Consider the following 21,539-nt stretch of genomic DNA (forward strand, 5'->3'; position numbering starts at 1 on the left):
CGGTCACGCCCCACTGTCAGGATCGTCGGGCCGGCCAGACGCTCGCGGAAACAGCCGCCCGATGCGCAACGCCAGGGCGAGATCTCCGTCGACGATGATCTCGCCCCGGGTGATCGCCGCCAGCCCGTTCACCTCGCCCCGCGCCATCGCGTCCGCGACCTGCGCCGACACCTTGACCACGGTGGTGGCCGGACCACCACTTTTGATCACCCGCATCTGACCATGGTCGATGTTCAGCAGCCACTGCTCCAGACGGCCGCCGTCTCGGATGTCGAACCGGACGCTCCCACGGACCTTGCTGAACCGCGGATCCTGGCAGGCGGCCGCCAACCGCTCGAAGAAGTCGCTGGTCTCCGACATCCCACCTCCTCGGGCGCTGGTTGCAGCCGATGCCGGCTACCCGGTTCGGGTAACTCCTAACACCGGGCGGCACCAGTGGTTCAGGGAGCGAGCGCGAAGCGGGTCCAGGTGCTCCCGTCCGTGGTGATCAGGACGTGGTCCGGCTCGCCTGTCGAGCCGTCGTCGCTACCGAAGAGCCAGGCGAAGCCGGGCGCGACGCTGACCGAACCGACGAGTTGGCCGTACTCCCGGGCGACTGTGAAGTGCCGCCCGTCGTCCCGGCTGACCAGCAGCCGCGCGCGACGGTCGGTTTCGGTGCCTCCACCGGGCGTGGTCACCAGCAGGGACCCGTCCGACCCCACAGTGAGGTCGTAGTGGATCTGATTCGACAGTTCGGCGCCGGTGTCCGTCCAGGTCTTCGCGCCGTCAGTGGTCCGCAACAGCCGCACCCCGCCACCGGTGGCCGACGGTTCGGTCAACACGTACCCTTCCCGGTCGTTCAGCCCGACCGCCGTGATCACCCCGGCGTCGTCACCCACCTCCCAGCTGGTCCAGGTCGCGCCCCGGTCGGCGCTGCGGGCGACAGTCGATCCCTGGGCGCCTCCCATCCGGTAGGTGGCCCAGATGCTGCCGTCGGCCGCCGGGTAGAGGCTGAACAGCGGACGCCACGACGGTGCCGCGGCGGTGAGGCGGTACACCGTTCCGCTCGACGGATCCACCGCCAGCGGCTCCGCCACCGGCCCACAGCCGAACCCACAGAGCACCGGCCGAGCCGTCACCGGGAACGCCGGCACGGCAACGATCGCGGAGTTGCCGTCGCGCCAGGTGCGGCCGTAGTCGGTGGACAGGTGGGTCACCCCCGAGTCGGTGACCAGATAGGACCGCTCACCGAGGACGGAGAAGTCGGTGCCACTGCCAGGTGTCCCGGCCGCCGTGCCGGCCGCGCACCTGGTGCCCTCGAAGCGCGCCGCGTCCCAGTCCGACCAGCTGCGGCCGCCGTCGCCGGTGTACGCGAAGCGCACCACGCAGCCGTCGTGGCGCACGTCGACCCCGGAGGTCGGCCCGGTCAGCGTGAGTTGGCTGACCGACCCACCCGACGGTGGCAGCGGTTCGGCCGGCGTGGCCCGCTCCGGCCCGGACACCATCGGTACGACCGCCAGCCCGACCAGTGCGACCAACGCGGTCGCCACCACCCCGACCGACCGGCGTCGACGGGACCGGGCCGTGGCGTGCAGCTCGTCGAGAGGCGGCTGCGACACGGCCTCGGTGATCGTGTCCAGGTCGAATCCGGAGAACTTACGATTGGACATCGATCCTCCCGGCTTGGGTAGCGTCGGTTTCCCCCGTGGTGGTGTCGTCGGTGTCGGCGAGCAGCGCCGCCAGGGCGACCCGGCCCCGCGACAGCCGAGACTTCACCGTCCCGGACGACACGCCCAGCGTGGCGGCGACCTCGTCCACCGGCAGGTCGACGAGGTAGTGCAGGGCCAGCGCCTGCCGCTGCCCCTCCGGCAGCACGCGCAGCGCGGCGAGCAGGGCGAGGTGCTCCGGGGAGTGGTCGGCGACGGCCGGCGGCGGGCCGATCCGGCGCAGCAGCCCGTCCAGCACCCGACGGCGGCGGTACCGGCTGCGGGCCCAGTTCACCGCGACCCGACGCAACCACGCCTCCGGGTTGTCCAGCCCGGCGAACCGCCCCGGCGACACCAGCGCACGGGTGAACGCCTCCTGAACCGCCTCCTGCGCCTCGGTCAGGTCGCCGGTCACCGCGTACAGCTGGACCACCAGGCGCCGGAAACAGCCGGCGTACAGCTCGGAGATCAGATCGCCGTCGGACACCGCCACCTCCCTTCTCCACCACTCCCACCAACGGGCCGGGGAGAAGGTTCCGGTGGCTGGCCAGAATCCCTGTCAGTCGAGGTTGAAGTCCACCACGACCGGGGCCCGCCCGACGCGCACGCCGGTCGCGGCGTCGAAGCCGGCGGCGTCGCGGTGCCACACCGGCGGGGCGTACGCGCAGTCGCAGCGCAGCTTCACCCGCTGCCCGGGGAGCAGGCGCAGGTCGTAACCGCTGCCCACGTCCGCCACACCGGCCAGGTCCCCGGTGGCCGCGTCGAACGCGATCACCTGGGCGTAGGTGAGCAACTCGTCGACCCGTACCGCCCCACTGAGCGGTGTCCCGGCGGGCAGCGCCTGATTCAGGGTCGCCGTCTGCTGGGCGCGTACCCGCACCGGACGCGCCTGCTGCCGGCTGCCCACCCCACCGGACCAGACGGTCGCCAGGCCGGCGGCGGCGAACTGGACCGGCCAGTGGTACGGGCCGAGACCGGTGATCGTGTAGCGGCCGTCGTCGTCGGTGGTCGGGCCGTGGTCGCCGTACTTCGGATCCGGCACGTACGGCACCACCATGACCCGGGCGCGGGGGACCGGCGCGCCCGTCGCCGCGTCGGTCACCACCCCGACGACGGTGCCGGGCGGGTCGAGTCGGACATCCGGCACAGCGGTCACCGCGCCGGCGCGCACCTGGACCACCCGGGCCCGCTCGCGCTCACCGGTGCCGCCGTGCCGGCCGACCCACTGCCAGCCGTGCGTCGTCGTGTCGTAGGGGCGCACCAGCAGCCGGTACCGCCCCGGTGCGACATCGCCGGTCACCAGGACACCCTGCTCGTCGGCGCAGCCCCCGTACCGCCCGAGCTGATCCTCGCCGAGGGTGACCGCCGCCAACGCCGCGGCGTCCACCGGGACGAGCGCGGCGCAGGCCCGGGGGACCGGCGCGCCGCTCGCCGCGTCGCGCACCACCGTCCGGACGCCGCCGGGCGCGGACGACCCGGGGGGAGCCGCGGCGGCCGGCGCGGCGGCCTCCACGACGAGCAGGGCGACGGCGGCGATGGCGGTCAGCTGGCGCAGGAGTGCGCGGCTCATGGGGTGTCCTTCCGACGGCGCCACGGGTGGGCCGACGGTAACCGCAGACAGTGATCCATTTCGGTCAATGTCGCCATGTCGACCGTCGCCGGTCGGGTAACCGGCCACCCCCTCCCGGATCGGACGTTCTCCCCCGAACCCGGCGCGGACGGCACCGGTACGACATAGCGTCACGGGGGCGGGACCACCGCCGCCCCCGGCAGCGGACCGGCGGCGACGCCACCTGAGAGGACCGGACATGAGTCGTGTCGACACTGTGCTCCTGCCCGAGCTGGACGGGCCGGTGCCGGCGACGTTGCCGCGCGCGCTCGGCCTGCTGAGCCTGGCCCTGGGCGTGGGCGCCCTGGCCGCGCCCGGTCCTGTCGCGCGGATGACGGGCGTGGACGACAGCCCGGCCGCCCGGTCCGTACTCCCCGCCATCGGCCTGCGGGAGTTGGGCAGCGCCGCCGGCCTGCTCAGCGGCCGCCGCCCGGCCGGTTGGGCCTGGAGTCGGGTGGCCGGCGACGCGATGGACCTCGCAGTGCTCGGGCGGGCCCTGGCCGACCGTGCTGGTGACCGCCGCCGCCGGGTCGCGCTGACCACCCTCGCCATCGCCGGCATCACCGCCGTGGACGTGCTCGCCGCCGTCCGCACCGGCCGGGCCCGACGGGCCCGCGCCCGGGTGATCCAGATGGAGATCGCGGTGACGGTGAACCGGTCGCCCGCCGAGGCGTACCGGTTCTGGCGGGACATGGAGAACCTGCCCCGGTTCATGGCCCACCTGGAATCCGTCCGCGCCGACGACCTGCGCCGCTCGCGCTGGATCGCCAGGGGACCGGCCGGGCACCGCGTCGAGTGGGACGCCGAGATCATCGACGACCAGCCGAACAAGTCGATCACCTGGCGGTCGCTGCCGGGAAGCCGGGTGCCCAACGCCGGCCGGGTCCGGTTCGTGCCCGCCCCCGGTGACCGGGGCACCGAGGTGCGGGTGGAGTTGCGCTACGCGCCGCCAGCAGGGGCGCTGGGTCGCGCGGTGGCGAAGCTCTTCGGCGAGGAACCCGAGCAGCAGGTCCGTGACGACCTGCGCCGGTTCAAGCAGGTGCTGGAGACCGGCGAGGTCGTCCGCTCCGAGGGCAGCCCCAACGGCATCTCCGTACGCCAACAGGCCATGCAGCGTCCCGCCCAGCCGCTGCCGCCGTCCCGTCGCTGACCGTCCACGCTCCGAAAGGGACCGATAATGAAGGCCACCGCCTGGATGGGCGCCGACAGCGTCAAGGTCATCGACGTACCCGACCCGAAGATCATGAACGCCCGGGACGCGATCGTGCGGATCAGCACCACCGCGATCTGCGGCTCCGACCTGCACCTCTACCACGGCTACATTCCCGCGATGCGCAAGGGCGACATCCTCGGCCACGAGTTCATGGGCGAGGTGGTGGAGGTGGGCCCGCAGGTCCGCAACCTCGCCCCCGGCGACCGGGTGGTGGTGCCCTTCCCGATCGCCTGCGGGCACTGCGCCTCCTGCCAGCGCGGCCTCTACTCGGTCTGCGAGAACTCCAACCCGAACGCCGGTATCGCCGAGAAGATCATGGGGCACTCGCCGGCCGGCATCTTCGGCTACTCGCACCTGCTCGGCGGGTACGCGGGCGGCCAGGCCGAGTACGCCCGGGTGCCGTTCGCCGACGTCGGCCCGATCAAGGTGCCCGACGAGATCAGCGACGACCAGGCGGTCATGCTGGCCGACGTGTTCCCCACCGGCTACATGGGCGCCGAGATGTGCGACATCAAACCCGGTCAGGTGATCGCCGTCTGGGGCGCCGGGCCGGTCGGGCTGCTCGCCGCGGCCAGCGCCCGGCTGCTCGGCGCGGAGCGGGTCATCATCATCGACCGGTTCCCGTACCGGCTGCGGCTGGCCGAGGAGCACATCGGCGCCGAGACGATCAACTACGAGTCCGTCGACGTGCTGGACACACTCAACGCGATGACCGCCGGCCGGGGCCCCGACGCGTGCATCGACGCGGTGGGCATGGAGAGCCACCACGGCAACACCGCCATGTACGCGTACGACCGCGCCAAGCAGGCCGCGCGGGTCGAGACGGAACGGCCGTTCGCCCTTCGGCAGGCGATCCTGGCCTGCCGCTCCGGAGGGGTGGTCTCCGTCATCGGCGCGTACGGCGGCTTCGTCGACAAGTTCCCGATGGGCGCGTTCATGAACCGGTCGCTGGTCATGCGGACCGGTCAGTGCCACGTACAGCGCTACACCCGACCGCTGCTGGAGCGCATCCAGCGCGGCGAGATCGACCCGAGCTTCATCGTCAGCCACCGGATGCCGCTGCGCGACGCCCCGAAGGGCTACAAGATCTTCCAGAAGAAGCAGGACGACTGTACGAAGGTGCTGCTCAAGGTCTGACCAGGCGCAGAGGTGCTGGCGGGGGAGTGCCGCTCAAGGTCTGACCAGGCGCGGAGGTGCCGGCGGGGCGGGGAAGTGCCGCGCCGCCTTTGGAGCTGATGTCGCAAACGAATCAGCCCCGGCTGGTCCGGGATCTCCTGCCGGGGGTCGAGCGGCCGGATGCGTGCAGCCGTAACGCTCCGGGCGGGTGATGCCGTCAGTGAATCAGCTCTAAAGGACTCGACCATCACCCCGGCCACCACCTCGGCCGCCACCTCGACCACCACCCCGGCCACCACCTCGGCCGCCACCTCGGTCGCCACCGCGGCCGCCACCTCGGGTCGTCCCCCGTCCACACGGCGCGAACGCGGGGCGCCCCTCCCAGCGTCCGGCAGCTAGCGTGTCGCCATGGACAGTGGTGACACGTCGCTGCCGACCTCGGCCGACCTCGCTATCCGCCTGCGGCCGGTTGCCGAGCCCGACCTGGCGATGTTCCGACGGTTACGCACCGAGCCGGGCCTGATCGGTCTGGACTGGCCCGGCTTCACGGACGCCGGCGCGCCGGCGCGGCGGTTCGCCATGGACGGTTACCTCGGCGAGGACGACGGGCGGCTCATCGTCGAGGTCGAACAGGAGCGGGCCGCCGCCGGCATCGTCAGCTACACCGCGGGGTGCTACGCGGGTCGGGCGTCGTACTGGTCGATCGGTATCGTCCTGCTGCCACCGTGGCGGGGGCGGGGCATCGGCTGGCGCGCGCAGGCGCTGCTCTGCGACTACCTCTTCCAGCACACCCCGGCGCAGCGCATCCAGGCCGGCACCCACCCGGAGAACGTGGCCGAGCAGCGGGCGCTGGAAAAGGCCGGCTTCCAGTTGGAGGGCATCGTGCGGGCCAGCGAGTTCCGGGCCGGCCGGTGGCGCGACGGTTACCTCTACAGCCGGTTGCGCGACGACCCTTCCCCCTGGGACGCGGCGACCGGAGGCTAACGCGGGCGGACTCCCGGCTCCACCGTCAAGGTCCCGGCCTCGGCGTCGATGGTGGCCCGCGCGCCGAGCGGAACGGTGAGCTGCCCGTTGCCGTGTCCGAGCCGTAACCCGCCCAGGACCGGTACGCCGAGGTCGTACAGGCGGTCCTTCAGCACCGCCGCCGCGTCCCACTCACCGGGGCCACCGACGCTGTTGGTGATCTGGCCGATGGCCACCCCGGCGACCCGGGACAGCACACCCACCCGGCGCAGCTCGGTCACCATCCTGTCGATGCTGTACGGAGCCTCGTCCACGTCCTCGAAGAACAGGATCGCGTCGTCGAACCTCGGGGCGTCCTCCGCGCCGAGCGAGGTGGAGATCAACGTCAGGCAGCCGCCGAGCAGGGGACCGGACGCCCGCCCGGGCACCAGGACAGGGGCTGCCGTCTCGGCCGGATCCCTGGTGATCGTGACGGGCTCGGTGGTCATCACCGCCCTGCGCAGCGCCTCGGCCGACTCGGGGCCGGTGCGGGCGTCGTTCCAGTTGACCATCGGGCCGTAGAAGGTGACCAGGCCGATCTCGCGCCAGAGCTTGCCCTGGATGCTGGTGATGTCGCTGAAGCCGACGACCACCCGAGGGTCCCGGCGCAGACCGGAGACGTCGATCTGGTCGACGATCCGCTGGGTGCCGTACCCGCCACGGGCGGCGAAGACAGCACGAACCCCCGGGTCGTTGAGTGCGGCGTTCAGGTCGGCCAGCCGCTGCGCGTCGGTGCCGGCGAGGTAGCCGTACCTGGCGAACACGTTCGTGCCCAGCTCGACCTCCAGGCCCCAGCCGCGCAGGATCTCGATGCCGCGGGCCATGGCGGTGGGGTTGGGGGTGCCGCCGGGCGACACGACCCGGACCCGGTCACCGGGTGACAGCACCGGCGCCCGCAGGACGCGCTTCGCACCACCCGGCGCGGTCTGCGCGGACGCGGCCTCCGCCGAGCCGACGAGCGCCACGCCACCGGCCGCCGCCGCTCCCATCCGCAGCATGCGTCGACGGGACACGGGCACCCGCGCGGACCCCTGGATCGTGGCTCGGTCTGTTCCAGAAGCGGTCACCGGCGCGTCCCCTCATCGTGATCAGACGATGTGCGAGCGGCCCCAGCCTACGACAGTCATCAGTGCGATGCGGGGTCCACAAGGGACCGCGTTCACCCAACGGGCGCGCGGTGCCCCGGTATCGGGGGCTTCCCGTACCGCCCGACGTGGCTCAGCCGGTCACCGGGTGACCCGTCCGGTTCGCGCCGGCCTGCGAGGCCCCAGCCGTCAATGGCCGGAAGTCCGGGTCCGGGCGGGGCCCGTTTGCCGCCGGGGAGCCTGGGAACTCGCCCCGTTCGTCCGCCGGCAGGCCTGACGGCATGTCGTGGAGACGGAAGGAGCGGGTCATGGAGTACGAGCAGATGATCGCCACAGTACGACAGCGCGCGGGCCTCGGTGAGAACGAGGCCGTCCGGTCCATCCAGGCCGTCCTGTCGGTGCTCGGTGAACGGCTCGCCGGCCAGGAAGCCGACAACCTCGCCGCACAGCTACCGGACGGGCTGGACGCGTCCGTCACCCGCAATCCGCAGGGTCGCCGGTGGGACGTCGGTGAGTTTCTCAAGCACGTCGGCGACCGGGAGCAGGTCGCGAACGCGGACCAGGTGCGCCAGCACGCCCAGGCGGTGTTGCGGACCGTCGCCGACGCGCTGAATGACGACGAGCGACACGACCTGTTCGCTCAGCTTCCCGGCGGCATCACCGATCTCTTCGGCGTACCCACCCCGCGCGGCTGAGCCCTGCCTGGCTGAGCCCCGCGCTGATCGCTGGTCGTCGCGCCCGGCGGGCGGGGCGGCCGCCGTGAACCAGGACGTTCAGGGGATCGGCCACTCGTGCACCGGCCGGTTGCTGTGCATCAGGTCCACGTAGTGCCGGACCACCTCGCGCAGCGCCGCCGGCCGGTCCAGGTGGTCGGCGGACTCCAGCCGGTGCAGTGTCTCCACCTGCCAGGTCGCCCCGTTGCGGCCGGTCAGGCACCGCTGCTCGATGATGCCGAGCAATCGGTCGCGCTCGCCCGGGTCGAGCCCCCACCGGTCCAGGCCGTGGTGCGCCATCGGCAGCAACCGGCGCAGCACGAGTTCGGTGACCGGCAGGTAGCCCAGGCCAGGCCAGAAGACCTGCGCGTCGATGCCGTGCCGGGCGCAACTGGTGAAGTTCTCCTCGGCGGCGCTGAACGACATCTGCGACCACAGTGGCCGGTCCGACTCGGCGAGGGCGCGCACCAACCCGAAGTAGAAGGCGCCGTTGGCGACGGTGTCCAGCACGGTCGGCCCGGCGGGCAGCACCCGATTCTCCACCCGCAGGTGCGGACGACCACGCGACACGTCGTACACCGGGCGGTTCCACCGGTAGACGGTGCCGTTGTGCAGGCGCAGCTCGGCCAGATTGGGCACCTCGCCGGCCGCGAGCGCCTGCGCCGGGTCCTCCGGGTCGCAGACCGGAAGCAGCGCCGGGAAGTAGCGCACGTTCTCCTCGAACAGGTCGAACACGCTGGTGATCCAGCGTTCGCCGAACCAGACGCGGGGGCGTACCCCCTGGGCTTTGATCTCTTCCGACCGGGTGTCGGTGGCCTGCTGGAACAGCGGAATGCGGGTCTCGCGCCACAGCTCCCGACCGAAGAACAGCGGCGAGTTCGCGCCGACAGCGACCTGGATGCCGGCCACCGCCTGCGCGGCGTTCCAGTAGTCGGCGAACTGGGCCGGACTGACCTGCAGGTGGAACTGGGTGCTGGTGCAGGCCGCCTCCGGGGTGATCGTGTCGGCGGTGACCGCCAGGCGTTCCACCCCACTGATGGCGATCGGCAGATCCTCACCGCGGGCCGCGAAGATCTGCTCGTTGAGCAGCTTGTAGCGCGGATTGGCCGACAGCGTCTCGGCGGTCAGGTGCTCGGGGCGCAACGTCGGCAGGATGCCGATCATGACCATGTGCGCGCCGATCGCCCGGGCCTTCACCTCGGCGGCGTTGAGGCTGGCCCGCACGTACTCCTCGAACTCGGCGGTGCCGGTGCCGGTCAGCCGGCGCGGCGGCACGTTGATCTCGATGTTGAACTGGCCCAGCTCGGTCTGGAAGCTCTCATCGGCGATGGCCGCCAGCACGTCGGCGTTGCGCATCGCCGGGTTCGACGCCTCGTCGACCAGATTCAGCTCGATCTCGACGCCGGTCATCGGCCGGTCGAGGTCGAAACGGGACTCGCGCAGCATCTCGGCGAAGACGTCCAGGCAGCGGCGGACCTTGTCGCGATAGCGGGCCCGATCCTCCCGACTGAAGGTCCGCACGCCGACGTCCTCGCCCATGGTCACCACCCCGTCACCGCTGGTCCCCCTAACCTCGCACTGATCGGCGGGCAGGGGAAGACCCGATGGTCCTTTCCTACCCAGTCGCCCGCCCCGCCACCCCGACCAGAGCCGACCGATAGCATTGCGGCCCGAGAGGTGGTGGCGTGCGAATGCGCGAGAAGGTGACCCGGCTGTTCGTCGCGGCGGCGATCGCCGAGGCCTGCTCCTGGCTGGCCCTGCTGGTCGGCATGCTGGTCAAGTACGGCCCGACCGACAACGAGCTGGGCGTCAAGATTTTCGGGCCGATCCACGGCGGCCTGTTCGTCGCGTACGTCGTGCTGGTGCTCGCCGTGGCCCGGCTGCACCGGTGGAGCCTGCTGGCCACGGCGGTGGCCCTGGCCAGCGCGGTGCCGCCGTTCGCCACCCTGGCCTTCGAGCGCTGGGCTCGCCGCCGGGCGATGCTCGGCGTCGACCGGCAGCCGGTCCGCGAGCCCGCCCCCGTCGGCTGAACCACCGACCGGCGGACGAGTCCGCCGGGACCGATCAGGTCAGCGCGGAGCAGGCCACCACGCCGGCCAGCAGCAGCGAGCCCACCAACGCCTGCAACAGCAGCGGTGGCCCGAGGTGCGACCAGAGCGTCGCGGTCCGTGGGGTCAGCAGCTGCCCGGTGGTGAGGTTGACGATCCGCTCGATCCGGGGCGGCAGCTCCGGGTCGCGTTGCGGGCGCACCGTGAGCTGCACCTGATCCGCCGGGTGCAGGGCGCTCTGCGGCAGGTGACCGTGCAGCTCCACCTCGCAGAGCTGACCGGCGGCGTTGCGCAGCCGCACCGGTGTGACCAGGTATTCCGGGCCCTGCTTCAGCTCCTTCCAGCGGCGTCGGGTGCCGCCGCCGCCGAAGGAGAAGAGCGAGCGCAGCAGCAGGGCGGGCAGCCGGGCGAAGGCCGCCGCGGCGAGCACCGCCACCAGCACCGGCTGACCGATGCGTACCTCCCGGGTGTAGCCGTCGAGCAGGCGGATCAGCCGCCCGGTGACGATCCGTTCCGTCGGGTACACGATCCGTCGGGTATCGAGTCCGCTGTCCATTTCCACCACCGAGAGTTCGCGTGTGTTCACAGATCGTATCGACGTCTTCGGTTGAACGACGTGAATGAAACCTGGTCACGGGCTCACGGCCGCGAGGTGACATCCCCGACGACCCGGGTAAGCGGGGGGCCGAGCTGGAAAGGGGTCGAGCATGCAGCTGTCCTTCCTGCGCCCGCTCTACGACCGTCCCGGGCCGTGGTGCTCGGTGTATCTGGACGCCTCCGCGGACACGGAGGACGCCCACCCCGCCCTGGATCTGCGCTGGCGTGCCCTGGAACGCCGCCTGGCCGAACAGGGGGCGGACGAGGCGAGCATCGCCGCGCTGGACCGGGTGGTCCGAGGTCACGACCCGATGGTCGGGGACTACGGCCTGGCCGTCTTCGCCAGTCACGGCCGGGTGGTGCTCTCCGAGTACCTGTCCGCGCCACCACTGCGCGACCTGGCCCACGTCGGCCCGCTGCCGCACGTGATGCCGCTGCTCGCCCAGCGCGGCGAGCAGGTGGCCTGGGTGCGGGTGGTCGCCGACCGGGTCGGCGCCGACGCGATGGCGGTCAGCGCCGGCGGGGTGCCCCGGCGGGCGCACGTCGCCGGCCGGGACGAGTACCCGCTGCGGCGGGCGAAGCCCGGTGGCTGGTCCCAGTCGCGCTACCAGCGGGCCGCCATGGAGGCGTGGCACCAGAACGCCGGCGACGTCACCGCGGCGACGGTGCAACTGGCTGACCGGGTCGGCGCGGACGTGGTGGTGGTGGCCGGCGACGTCCGGGCCACCGGCATGATCGCCGCCCAGATGCCGGAGCGCTGGCAGGACCTGGTGGTGCGCACCGATGCCGGGTCCCGGGCCGGCGGCGCCGACCAGACGATGTTGGACGACCTCACCGTGCAGACCATCGCGGAGATCGCCGACCAGCGGATCAGCGCCGCGCTGGACAAGTTCGGCGTGCAGGAGGACGTCGGCGGCGGCCTCGACGCGGTCGTCTCGGCCCTGCAACGCAACCAGGTGGACATGATGCTCATCGTGGACGACCCGTCGGCCAACGGTGAGCTGTGGATCGGGGCGGAACCCACCGAGATCGCCGTCGACCCGGGGCAGCTGGCCGCCATGTCGGTGGCCGACCCGCAGCGGGTACGCGCCGACGCGGCACTGGTCCGGGCGCTCGTCGGCACCGACGCGGCACTGACCGTGCTCGGCCCGGACGAGGCGCCGGACCTGACCGACGGCGTGGGCGCGGTACTGCGCTACGTCGATCCCAGCACACCGGGGCGCGGCAATGGTTGACCGCTCGGTGGCCGACGTGGTGGTCGAGCGGCTTCTGGCCTGGCGGGTGCCCCGCGCCTTCGGGTACCCGGGGGAGGCGATCGCCCCGCTGGTCGACGCGCTGGACCGCACCGGCGGGGAGCCGGCGTTCATCCCGGCCCGGCACGAGGAGACCGCCTCGTTCATGGCCACCGGGCACGCCAAGTTCACCGGCGGCATCGGGGTCTGCCTCGCCACCCAGGGGCCCAGCGCCGTCCAGCTGCTCAACGGCCTCTACGACGCCAAGCTGGACAGCAAGCCGGTGGTGGCCATCGTCGGTGAGGACATCTCCGGGCCGCTCGGCGGGGCGCACCAGGAGATCGGGCTGAGTCGGCTCTTCGCTGACGTGTGCAACCAGTTCGTCCGGTACGGTCGTCGCCCCGAGGAGGTGGGGGCGCTCCTGGACCAGGCGTTCCGGACGGCGGCGGCGACCCGCAGCCCGACCTGCGTGGTGCTGCCCCGGCAGTTGCAGGAGGCGCTGGTGCCCGACCTCCAGTCGTACAGCGCCGGGGTGATCACGGCGACCCCCGGCGAGCCGCTGGCCCGGGTGCTGCCGCACGAGGCGGACCTGGACGCCGCCGCGCAGCTGCTCAGCGGCGGCCAGCGGACCGCGATCCTGGTGGGCCAGGGTGGTCGGGACGCCGCCGCCGAGATCATCGAGATGGCCGACCGGCTCGGCGCCGGGGTGGCCACCTCACTGCTGGGCAAGCCGGTGCTCGACGAGCGGTTGCCGTTTCACACCGGGGTGCTCGGCGAGGTCGGCACACCGGCGGCGGCCGAGCTGATGGGTGGCTGCGACACCCTGCTGATGGTCGGCACCAACGACCCGTGGACCGACTACTTCCCGATGCCGGAACAGGCGCGCACGGTGCAGATCGACATCGACGGCCGCCGGATCGGCACCCGGTACCCGGCCGACGTGCCGCTGGTCGGTGACGCCGCCGAGACCCTACGGGCGCTGCTGAGCCGGGTGCGCGGTCGGCCCGAGCAGCAGTGGCGGGCCACCGTGGAGAGTTCGGTGGACCGGTGGCGGGAGGTCGCCGCCGAGCGGGCCGCCGCCGCCGCGGATCCGGTCAACCCGCAGCTCGTCCTGCAGGAGTTGTCCGCCCGGCTGCCCGGCACCGGCGCGGTGGCTGTCGACGTCGGCTCGGTCCTCTACTGGTACGCCCGGCACCTCACCCTGCCACCCGGGGTCAACGCGCAGCTGTGCGGCACCCTCGGGTCGATGGGCTGCGCGCTGCCGTACGCGGTGGCGGCCAAGCTCGCCGCCCCGGACCAGCCGGTGGTCGCGCTGGTCGGCGACGGGGCGATGCAGCTCAACGGGCTCGCCGAGCTGATCACCGTGTCGCACCTCTGGCAGCGGTGGAGCGACCCCCGGCTGGTGGTGCTGGTGCTCAACAACCGGGACCAGAACGGGATGGGTGGCGGGCGGGAGCCGTCGTCCGACCCGACGCACCGCCGGCCCGACGTGCCGTACGCCGGCTGGGCCCGGCTGCTGGGGCTGCACGGGGTGCGGGTGGACCGCCCGGAGCTGGTCGGCGCGGCCTGGGACGAGGCCCTCGCCGCGGACCGCCCCTGCGTACTGGAGGCGGTCGTCGACCCGGCGGTGTCGCTGGCGCCGCCGGAGCCGGCGTTCGCCGACCTGCGCGGCCTGTACGCCGAAGGCGCCGCGGCCCGGAAGGTCCGCGAGCAGGTGGAGGTCACGGTGACCGCGGATGATCTCGTTTAGCGACCCTGGACCAGGGCATCAGTAGCGGCCCGACGACGCTGGAGGTTCGATGTCCGTACCCGCCGACCGCCGCTACGGTCCCGCGACCCTGCCGAGGGCGCGGGGTCCGCTCTCCACGGCGGTCATCGAGGCGCTGCGGCGTCCGCCGCACGACCTGCCGACCGATCTCGGCGTCGGCCTCGACCCGGCGGACCCGATCGTCGACGAGGACCTTCAGCTGACGCTGTTCCTCTGCTACGAGCTGCACTACCGGGGTTGGCTCGGGGTGGACGAGTCGTGGGAGTGGCAGCCGACACTGCTGGCGTTGCGGGCCCGCTGCGAACGCGTCTTCGAGGCGGCGCTGCGCCGGCTGGTCGGGGCGCCGTCGGTGCCTGCCGCCGGGGTGGCGGCCGGCCTGGCCGAGCTGGTCGCGGCCGACGACGGACCGGCGCTCGCCTCGCGGCTGCAACGACGCGCCGACCTCGCCCAGTTCCGCGAGTTCGTCGCCCACCGCTCCGTGTACCACCTGCGCGAAGCGGACCCGCACAGCTGGGCGCTGCCCCGCCTCGGCGGTCCCGCCAAGGCCGCGCTCGTGGAGATCCAGACCGACGAGTACGGCAACGGGCGGCTGGACCGGATGCACGCCGAGCTGTTCCGGCGCACCCTCGACCGGCTGGGCCTGGACACCGGTTACGGCGCCCACGTCGACGTGGTGCCGGCGGTGACGTTGGCGACCAACAACCTGATGTCGCTGTTCGGGCTGCACCGACGGTTGCGCGGCGCGCTGCTCGGGCACCTGGCCGCGTTCGAGATGACCTCCTCGCTGCCCAACCGCCGCTACGGCAACGGGCTGCGCCGGCTCGGCTTCGACGAGGTGGCCACCCGCTTCTACGACGAGCACGTCGAGGCCGACGCGGTGCACGAGCAGATCGCCGCGCACGACATGTGCGGCGGCCTGGTCGCCGTGGAGCCGGCCCTCGCCGGCGACGTGCTCTTCGGCGCGGCGGCCGGGCTCGCGGTGGACCGGCTGTTCGCCGCGCACCTGCTGGACAGCTGGGCCGACGGCCGTAGCTCGCTGCGGACACCAGCCCCGCCGGACCTGCCGCCCACGGTGTCGCTCGTCGCGTTGCCCGCGGTGGCCCCGCCGTCTCCGCCCGCGCTCGTCTGATCCACACCGCCGGCTGTCGGGGTGGGGCCTGCCGCGCGGAATCCGTCCTTTGCTCTGCACCCGCCTGCGCACCACGCACGCTGCGTAACTGGCGCGTGGGCGGGTGCAGAGCAAAGGCGGCGTGACTCTGGTGTGGCCCGACCGTGCGCCTGCGCGGCGTGACCCGACGACCTGGGTCAGCGCTCGCGGGTGGTGCCCGCCCGGAAGTTGATCGCCTTGTGGGTGCCGTCGCAGAACGGCTTGAGCGCCGACTTGCCGCACCGGCACAACGCCACCGTGCCCCGCCGCGCGTCGATGCGTTCGCCGTCCGGGGTGACCAGCGCGAAGTCGCCACGGACCAGCAGCGGTCCGTCCTCGTACGGGGTGATCGTGGCGGCGGCGGGCTCGCTGGTGTCGTCGGTGTGCATGGCCCCGGAAGTGCCCGCCCTGACCCTGCCGAAACCCGCGCGACCGAACGCCGGTGATGACCGGGGCACCCCGCTGACCAGCGGAATGTGCCGCCGGGTGGGTGATGCCCCGTTTGAACCCCATCGGGACGGGAAGCCGGGCCGCGTGGTGAGCGAACGAGGCAAGGTGGGGCCGGTGCACAAGGTGCGCAAGGGGCTCACGGCCGATGGCGCCGGTCTCGCCGGCGACCGGGTCGTGGCAGCGGGCAGTAGCGCCCGGGTGCTGGTCGCCGCCACCGCGCGGGCGCTGCGCGGGGTCGACTGCGCCGACCTCGGGCACACCGGGCCGACGTCGCGCTTCCCCGGCGCCCCCGAGCCGGTACGCCGCGCGGCCGCCACCCGCGCCGCCGGCCGGGTCGCGCTGACAGTGGCCCAGACCGACGAGGTGGACGCCGCCCGGGTGGCCCGTTGGTTCGTCGACCAGTACCCCCGGCGGCGCTACCCCGGGGTGCTGATCGGCTCCCCGCACGGCGCGGTGGCCCACCTCGCGGTGGCTCTCGGCGTGCCGTGGCTGCCCGCGGGATTCGAAATGACGGTGCACTGGTCCGAGGGTGGGGTGGACCGTCCGGCGGACGCCGCGGAGCACGGCGCGGCACTCGCCACCCGGTTGCTCGCCGGCAACGCCGACCTGCACCTGCGTCAGGTGCACTGCCCGGCCAGCCGTGGCGCGCTGACCGGGGCGACCGTGTCGCTGACCGCCGCGTGGCGGGCCCTACCGGCCGCGTACGCGACGTTTCTGGCCGACCGGCTGATGCCGGGTGCGCCGGTGCTGCTCGTCCGCGACGCGCGCACCTGGCCGGCGCTGGAGCGCGCCCCGGGGCACAGCTTCCAGGTCGGCTGCCCGGGCAGCGGACTGGACCCGGTGGACTTCCACCCGGACAGCCACGCCCTGCGGCAGGTGCTGCGCTCCGTCGGCGGCGACGCGACCCGGTGGGAGCCACCGGAGGTGTCCGTACCGTCGGCGGACGCCGAGCACGGCGTCGACCCGGGCTTCGAGCTGGCCGCGCGGGACTGGACCGCCCAGCACCAGCACCCGCTGCACCGGGTGCTGGTGCCCCGGCCGGCGGCGCTGAGCGCGGGCGTGGCCGACCTGTACCGGCGGTGGCTGCGGCGCGCCGGCAAGACCGGTGACCGGTTGGTGGTGGAATGCGGCCGGCTGCTCGACCCGTGGCAGGTGGTGCGGGCGGGGCTGGTGCCGTACTGGTGCGAGAACGCCACCCGCCGCAGTGTCGACGAGGCCGAGTGGTGGTTGGCCGGCAGCGAGGCGTTCAGCTCGGTGGACGTGCTGCCCGAGCCGCCCGGGGTGCGCTCGCCCGCGCTGGCCGGGCTGCCGCAGTGGCTGGCCGTCGCCGGGTTCGGCCGGCGGCGTCGGGCGCTGGACCGCACCACCGCCCGGGGCTACCCGGTCACCTCGGTGCCCACCCGCCGGGCCACCGAGGTGCTGCGGGCCCAGCCGTACGACCTGCCCGCGCCGCCCCCTCTGGGGGTCGCCGAGGCGTTGGCAGTGCTCCGCGACAGCGGCGGCCACCAGGGGTTGTTGGTCTCCTGAGACGGAGGACGCCGAAACATCCTCGCGAACCCGGGGTCCCGTGATTGAGTACCTACGGAGCGGGAACATCGCTGGCTGCGACGGCCTAATTGCGCTGCGTAGAGGCGGTGTCGCCCGCTGGCATCCCAGTCACTGACCCACTTTCCGGCCCGGTGCGTGGCTCGACCACGCGCACGACCGGTTTCCCGATCCGGGCGGGGGACCTTCCTGAGGGAGGCGCGGATGTTCGGACAGACGAGCACGACCACGACCACACCACCACCCACCGATCGAGGTCTGGAGGATCTCGACGCGGCGGCGATGGCGTACGCGGCCCGGATCGCCGGGCTGCCGCCGGAGCGGCGGGGGGAGGCTCGGGACGACCTGGTGCGCTTCGCGCTGCCGTTCGCCGGGCGGTTGGCCCGCCGCTACCGGGGGCGCGGAGAGCCGCTGGAAGACCTGGAGCAGGTGGCCCGGCTGGGGCTGGTCAACGCCGTCGACCGCTATGACCCGGAACGGGGCTCGTTCACCGCGTACGCCGCGATCACCATCGTGGGCGAGATCAAACGGCACTTCCGGGACCGGACCTGGGGCGTGCACGTGCCCCGCCGGCTGCGGGACCTGATCCTCGAGGTGGGGCAGGCCACCGCCGCGCTCACCAGTGAGCTGTCCCGGGCCCCGTCGGTGGCCGAGCTGTCGGCCCGGCTGGAGACCCCGGAGGAGGAGATCCTCGCCGCCCTGGAGTCGGCGGCCGGCTACAGCCCGGCCTCCCTCAACGCCCCGGTGGGTGGGGAGAGCTCCGCCGAGTTCGGCGACCTGGTCGGCGAGTCGGACAACGCGTTGGAGTCGGTCGACGACCGGGTGACGGTGAGCGGCCTGCTGCACCGACTGCCCTGGCGGGAACGGCGGATCCTCGCGATGCGTTTCTACGGCAACCAGACCCAGGCGGAGATCGCCGCCCGGTTCGGCATCTCGCAGATGCACGTGTCCCGGCTGCTGTCGCGGGCGCTCACCTGGCTGCGCCAGGCGATGCTCGCCGACGCGCCGCCGCCGTGGCAGAACGGCGCCGCCGAACCCGACCCGGGCAAGACCCGGATCTCGGTCAAGCAGAACGGCGACTCGGTGGTCGTCGAGGTGGGCGGCGAGATCGACCGCGACGGCGCGGACCAGTTGCGTCGGGCCATGCTGGAGGCGGTCACCGGTCAACCCAGCGAGGTGGTCGTCGACCTGGTCGGCGCGGGCGGCTTCGACGCCGGTGGGATCGCCGCGCTGATGGCCGGGCGGGAGGCCGCGGAGCGGACCGGGGTGCCGCTGCGGCTGACCCGGGTCCAGCCCGCGGTACGCCGTTCGCTCACCGCCGCCGGACTGGCACCGGCCCGGGACTGACCGCACCACGTACCCGCACCGCACGCACGAGGTACCCGCACAGGCGCAGGGCCGACACCCGGCTGGGTGTCGGCCCCGCTGCTCGCGTACCCCCGGTCAGTGCTCTTCGGGGTTGCCGTCGCTGTGCGGGTGCCGCCAGCGCTCGTGCGGCTTCGGCGCGTCCTCGGCGTCCTGCGGCGGGTCGCTCTGCTCGAAGCTCGGCCGGCGGACGCCCTCGGGCTCCGGCACGTCCACCGGCCGCGCGCCGGAGCGCGGCGCCGGCTGGTAGTCGGCCGCTTCGCGGGCGCCGTGCGCGCCCTCGGCGGCCGGCGACTCCGGGACGTGGTGTTCCAACCGCAGTTCGTCGCTGAACTGCTGCGGCGGTTTCGTGGTGCGTTGCGGCAGGTCGCGGCCGAGATCGGCGACAAGCGGACCGTACTTCAGGTCGAAGGCGGGGCGCTCGGAGCGGATCCGGGGCATCCGGTCGAAGTTGCGCAGCGGAGGCGGGCAACTGGTGGCCCACTCCAGGGAGTTGCCGAAGCCCCACGGGTCGTCCACCGTCACCATCGCCCCGTACCGCCAGGACTTCCAGGCGTTGTAGATGAAGAAGAGGGTGGACAGGCCGAGGATGAACGCAAAGACGGTGGAGATCGTGTTCAGGGTGGTGAAACCGTCGGTGGGCAGGTAGTCGGCGTACCGGCGGGGCATGCCCTCGTTGCCCAGCCAGTGGTGCACCAGGAAGGTGCCGTGGAAGCCGATGAACATGGTCCAGAAATGCGCCTTGCCGAGCCGCTCGTCGAGCAGCCGCCCGGTCATCTTCGGCCACCAGAAGTAGTAGCCGCCGAAGAGGGCGAAGACCACGGTGCCGAACACCACGTAGTGGAAGTGCGCCACCACGAAGTAGCTGTCGTGGGTGTGCCAGTCCACCGGCGGGCTGGCCAGCAGGACGCCGGTGAGCCCGCCGAGCAGGAAGGTGACCAGGAAGCCGATGGCGAACAGCATCGGCGTCTCGAAGGTGAGTTGCCCCTTCCACATCGTGCCGATCCAGTTGAAGAACTTCACACCGGTCGGCACCGCGATCAGGTAGCTCAGGATGCTGAAGAACGGCAGCAGCACCTGACCGGTGGCGAACATGTGGTGCGCCCACACCGTCATCGACAGCACGGTGATGGCGACGGTGGCCAGCACGATCCCGGTGTAGCCGAACAGCGGCTTGCGGGAGAACACCGGAATGATCTCGGTGATGATGCCGAAGAACGGCAACGCGATGATGTAGACCTCGGGATGGCCGAAGAACCAGAACAGGTGCTGCCAGAGCATCGGGCCGCCGGTGGCCGCGTCGTACACGTGCGCGTTGAGCAACCGGTCGGCGGAGAGCGCCAGCAACGCGGCGGCCAGCAGCGGGAAGACGAGGATCACCAGCAGGCTGGTGAACAGCATGTTCCAGGTGAACAGCGGCATCCGGAACATGGTCATGCCGGGCGCGCGCAGGGTGAGGATCGTGGTGATCAGGTTGACCGCGCCGAGGATGGTGCCGAGCCCGGAGACGACCAGGCCGAGCACCCACATGTTCGCGCCCACCCCGGGGGAGTTCTCGACGCTGCTCAGCGGGGTGTAGGCGGTCCAGCCGAAGTCGGCCGAGCCCTGCGGTGTGATCAGCCCGCCGATCACCATCAGCCCGCCGAACAGGTACAACCAGTAGGCCAGCGCGTTGAGGCGGGGGAACGACACGTCCGGCGCGCCGATCTGGATCGGCACGATGTAGTTGCCGAACCCGAAGGCCGCGGGCGTGGCGAACAGCAGCAGCATCACCGCGCCGTGCGAGGTGAAGAGCTGGTTGTACTGCTCGGGGGAGAGGAACTGCATCCCCGGGCGGGCCAGCTCGGCCCGCATCATCATCGCCTCCAGGCCGGCCAGTATGTAGAAGCCGAAGGAGGTCAGCAGATACAGCAGGCCGATCTGCTTGTGGTCGGTGGTGGCCAGGAACTTGATCAAGGTGTTGCCGGGGATCGGTGTCCGTACCGGCCCCGGGAACCCTCCGAACCGGGCCGGTGCCAGGATCGCCGGGCCCCGATCGCGACCGGGTTCCGTGGTTACCCGCTTGGGCATGGCTGCTCACCCCGTCGTGACGGCAGAAAGGACGGGCGTGCCTACCCGACCCTCGCACCATGTAACCAGGCCAGAGCGGTAAATTCGGTCAGAACGCTGGTACCGGGCGCAAGCGCCTCGAACCGTCAGGTCGCCGGCAGCATCGCCCAGACGGCCTTGCCCTGGCCGGCCGGCACGCTGCCCCACCGCTGGGCCAGCTCCCGGACCAGCATCAGCCCGCGTCCGCCCTCGGCGCGCAGGTCCGTGCCGCCCGCCCGCGCCTGGGCGCTGCTGCCGTCCACCACCGCCAGGTGCAGGTACGGTCGGCGCAGGGTCACCGTCACCTGCATGGGCGTGCCGGCGTGCCGGACCACGTTGCCGACCAGCTCGCTGAGCACCAACGCGGCCGGGCCGGACGCGTCGGGCAGGTTCCACCGCGTGCACGCGTCGGTGACCAACTCCCGGGCCCGCCGGCAGGCCTCGGCCACCGGCTCCAGCCGGGCCCGCATCCGCGGCGCGGACGACGCGTCGGCCAACCGGGTCGCCTCCGCGCAGTCCGCGGACACCGGGAGCACCCGGCAGGTGCTCGACTCGGCCAGCCACCGCGCCGCCACCGGCGACGGGGCGCAGAGCAGCACCGGCACGGCCGGCCACTCCTCGGCCCGCCGGGCGGTCGCGGCGAACACCGACAGCGCCAGCCGGTCCTCGACGGTCACCCCGGCCATGTCGACCACCAGCGCCTCCGGCTGGTCGACGAGCGCGTCGCTGAGCATCTGATGCACCGTACGCATCGTGCCGAGGTGCAGCGGGCCGGTGAGCCGGACGACCGCCACCGGTGCCGTGGTGCGCACCTCGCAGGTGATCCCGCTCGACATCGGCGCCTCAATTCGCTGCTGGGTCGGGATCTGCCAACTA

Annotated in this window: 20 protein-coding genes; 10 read left to right on the forward strand and 10 right to left on the reverse strand. The window is 72.6% G+C overall.

Going from position 1 to position 21,539, the window contains the following annotated elements; genetic code table 11:
* Positions 1-3: 3 nt before the first annotated feature.
* From KBX26_RS29510 to KBX26_RS29525, 4 genes are all read right to left on the reverse strand, one after another.
* On the reverse strand, positions 4-360 hold the full coding sequence (locus KBX26_RS29510) for an SCP2 sterol-binding domain-containing protein (protein WP_210866898.1): 357 nt from the start codon (positions 358-360) through the stop codon (positions 4-6).
* Positions 361-440: 80 nt separating this feature from the next.
* Positions 441-1,649, reverse strand: a complete 1,209-nt coding sequence (locus tag KBX26_RS29515; RefSeq protein ID WP_210866899.1) for a hypothetical protein — start codon at positions 1,647-1,649, stop codon at positions 441-443.
* Positions 1,636-2,172, reverse strand: coding sequence for a sigma-70 family RNA polymerase sigma factor (locus tag KBX26_RS29520; RefSeq protein WP_210866900.1), 537 nt, complete (start codon positions 2,170-2,172; stop codon positions 1,636-1,638). The genes KBX26_RS29515 and KBX26_RS29520 overlap by 14 nt, the downstream gene beginning before the upstream one ends.
* 72 nt (positions 2,173-2,244) lie before the next feature.
* Positions 2,245-3,255 carry a carboxypeptidase-like regulatory domain-containing protein gene (locus tag KBX26_RS29525; protein ID WP_210866901.1) on the reverse strand — a complete coding sequence of 337 codons (1,011 nt, stop codon included), beginning with the start codon at positions 3,253-3,255 and terminating at the stop codon, positions 2,245-2,247.
* Between the two features lie 238 nt (positions 3,256-3,493).
* Here KBX26_RS29525 and KBX26_RS29530 point away from each other — a divergent pair, with 238 nt between their 5' ends.
* From KBX26_RS29530 to KBX26_RS29540, 3 genes are all read left to right on the forward strand, one after another.
* Positions 3,494-4,444, forward strand: coding sequence for an SRPBCC family protein (locus tag KBX26_RS29530; RefSeq protein WP_210866902.1), 951 nt, complete (start codon positions 3,494-3,496; stop codon positions 4,442-4,444).
* 27 nt (positions 4,445-4,471) lie between these two features.
* Complete coding sequence (locus tag KBX26_RS29535; protein WP_210866903.1) at positions 4,472-5,644, forward strand: zinc-dependent alcohol dehydrogenase; 1,173 nt, start codon at positions 4,472-4,474, stop codon at positions 5,642-5,644.
* Between the two features lie 387 nt (positions 5,645-6,031).
* Complete coding sequence (locus KBX26_RS29540) at positions 6,032-6,607, forward strand: GNAT family N-acetyltransferase (protein WP_210866904.1); 576 nt, start codon at positions 6,032-6,034, stop codon at positions 6,605-6,607.
* On the opposite strand, the gene KBX26_RS29545 is transcribed toward KBX26_RS29540, so the two are convergent.
* On the reverse strand, positions 6,604-7,623 hold the full coding sequence (locus KBX26_RS29545; RefSeq protein ID WP_247681210.1) for an LD-carboxypeptidase: 1,020 nt from the start codon (positions 7,621-7,623) through the stop codon (positions 6,604-6,606). The two genes, KBX26_RS29540 and KBX26_RS29545, sit on opposite strands and share 4 nt — an antisense overlap.
* Positions 7,624-8,018: 395 nt before the next feature.
* Between KBX26_RS29545 and KBX26_RS29550 the strand changes: the two genes are divergently transcribed.
* On the forward strand, positions 8,019-8,405 hold the full coding sequence (locus KBX26_RS29550; protein ID WP_051708528.1) for a DUF2267 domain-containing protein: 387 nt from the start codon (positions 8,019-8,021) through the stop codon (positions 8,403-8,405).
* Positions 8,406-8,483: 78 nt separating this feature from the next.
* Here KBX26_RS29550 and KBX26_RS29555 read toward each other — a convergent pair whose 3' ends face one another.
* A complete protein-coding gene (locus KBX26_RS29555; protein ID WP_210866905.1) occupies positions 8,484-9,962 on the reverse strand; it encodes a glutamate--cysteine ligase in 1,479 nt (492 codons plus the stop codon).
* Between the two features lie 152 nt (positions 9,963-10,114).
* Between KBX26_RS29555 and KBX26_RS29560 the strand changes: the two genes are divergently transcribed.
* On the forward strand, positions 10,115-10,453 hold the full coding sequence (locus KBX26_RS29560; RefSeq protein ID WP_030332675.1) for a DUF3817 domain-containing protein: 339 nt from the start codon (positions 10,115-10,117) through the stop codon (positions 10,451-10,453).
* A 34-nt stretch (positions 10,454-10,487) separates the two neighbouring features.
* On the opposite strand, the gene KBX26_RS29565 is transcribed toward KBX26_RS29560, so the two are convergent.
* Positions 10,488-11,036, reverse strand: a complete 549-nt coding sequence (locus KBX26_RS29565; RefSeq protein ID WP_030332677.1) for a hypothetical protein — start codon at positions 11,034-11,036, stop codon at positions 10,488-10,490.
* Positions 11,037-11,178: 142 nt separating this feature from the next.
* Here KBX26_RS29565 and KBX26_RS29570 point away from each other — a divergent pair, with 142 nt between their 5' ends.
* The 3 genes from KBX26_RS29570 to KBX26_RS29580 are packed head-to-tail and all read left to right on the forward strand — an operon-like array spanning position 11,179 to position 15,197.
* On the forward strand, positions 11,179-12,303 hold the full coding sequence (locus KBX26_RS29570) for a Vms1/Ankzf1 family peptidyl-tRNA hydrolase (RefSeq protein ID WP_030332679.1): 1,125 nt from the start codon (positions 11,179-11,181) through the stop codon (positions 12,301-12,303).
* On the forward strand, positions 12,296-14,050 hold the full coding sequence (locus KBX26_RS29575; RefSeq protein WP_210866906.1) for a thiamine pyrophosphate-binding protein: 1,755 nt from the start codon (positions 12,296-12,298) through the stop codon (positions 14,048-14,050). The genes KBX26_RS29570 and KBX26_RS29575 overlap by 8 nt, the downstream gene beginning before the upstream one ends.
* 49 nt (positions 14,051-14,099) lie before the next feature.
* Complete coding sequence (locus KBX26_RS29580; protein ID WP_210866907.1) at positions 14,100-15,197, forward strand: iron-containing redox enzyme family protein; 1,098 nt, start codon at positions 14,100-14,102, stop codon at positions 15,195-15,197.
* 176 nt (positions 15,198-15,373) lie between these two features.
* Here KBX26_RS29580 and KBX26_RS29585 read toward each other — a convergent pair whose 3' ends face one another.
* On the reverse strand, positions 15,374-15,604 hold the full coding sequence (locus KBX26_RS29585) for a CDGSH iron-sulfur domain-containing protein (protein WP_030332684.1): 231 nt from the start codon (positions 15,602-15,604) through the stop codon (positions 15,374-15,376).
* 145 nt (positions 15,605-15,749) lie between these two features.
* Here KBX26_RS29585 and KBX26_RS29590 point away from each other — a divergent pair, with 145 nt between their 5' ends.
* Both KBX26_RS29590 and KBX26_RS29595 read left to right on the forward strand, forming a co-directional pair.
* Complete coding sequence (locus KBX26_RS29590; protein WP_374224342.1) at positions 15,750-17,192, forward strand: hypothetical protein; 1,443 nt, start codon at positions 15,750-15,752, stop codon at positions 17,190-17,192.
* A gap of 222 nt (positions 17,193-17,414) precedes the next feature.
* The gene (locus KBX26_RS29595) at positions 17,415-18,557 is read left to right on the forward strand and encodes a SigB/SigF/SigG family RNA polymerase sigma factor (protein WP_030332689.1); all 1,143 of its coding nucleotides are present in this window, start codon (positions 17,415-17,417) and stop codon (positions 18,555-18,557) included.
* Between the two features lie 96 nt (positions 18,558-18,653).
* Here the strand turns inward: KBX26_RS29595 and ctaD are convergent, their stop codons facing one another.
* The gene (gene ctaD / locus KBX26_RS29600; protein ID WP_210866908.1) at positions 18,654-20,645 is read right to left on the reverse strand and encodes a cytochrome c oxidase subunit I; all 1,992 of its coding nucleotides are present in this window, start codon (positions 20,643-20,645) and stop codon (positions 18,654-18,656) included.
* Positions 20,646-20,770: 125 nt separating this feature from the next.
* Positions 20,771-21,499, reverse strand: coding sequence for an ATP-binding protein (locus KBX26_RS29605; protein ID WP_210866909.1), 729 nt, complete (start codon positions 21,497-21,499; stop codon positions 20,771-20,773).
* Positions 21,500-21,539 lie beyond the last annotated feature (40 nt).

Source organism: Micromonospora sp. C97 (assembly GCF_018070385.1).
In the GTDB taxonomy this organism is placed as follows: Bacteria; Actinomycetota; Actinomycetes; order Mycobacteriales; family Micromonosporaceae; genus Micromonospora; species Micromonospora parva.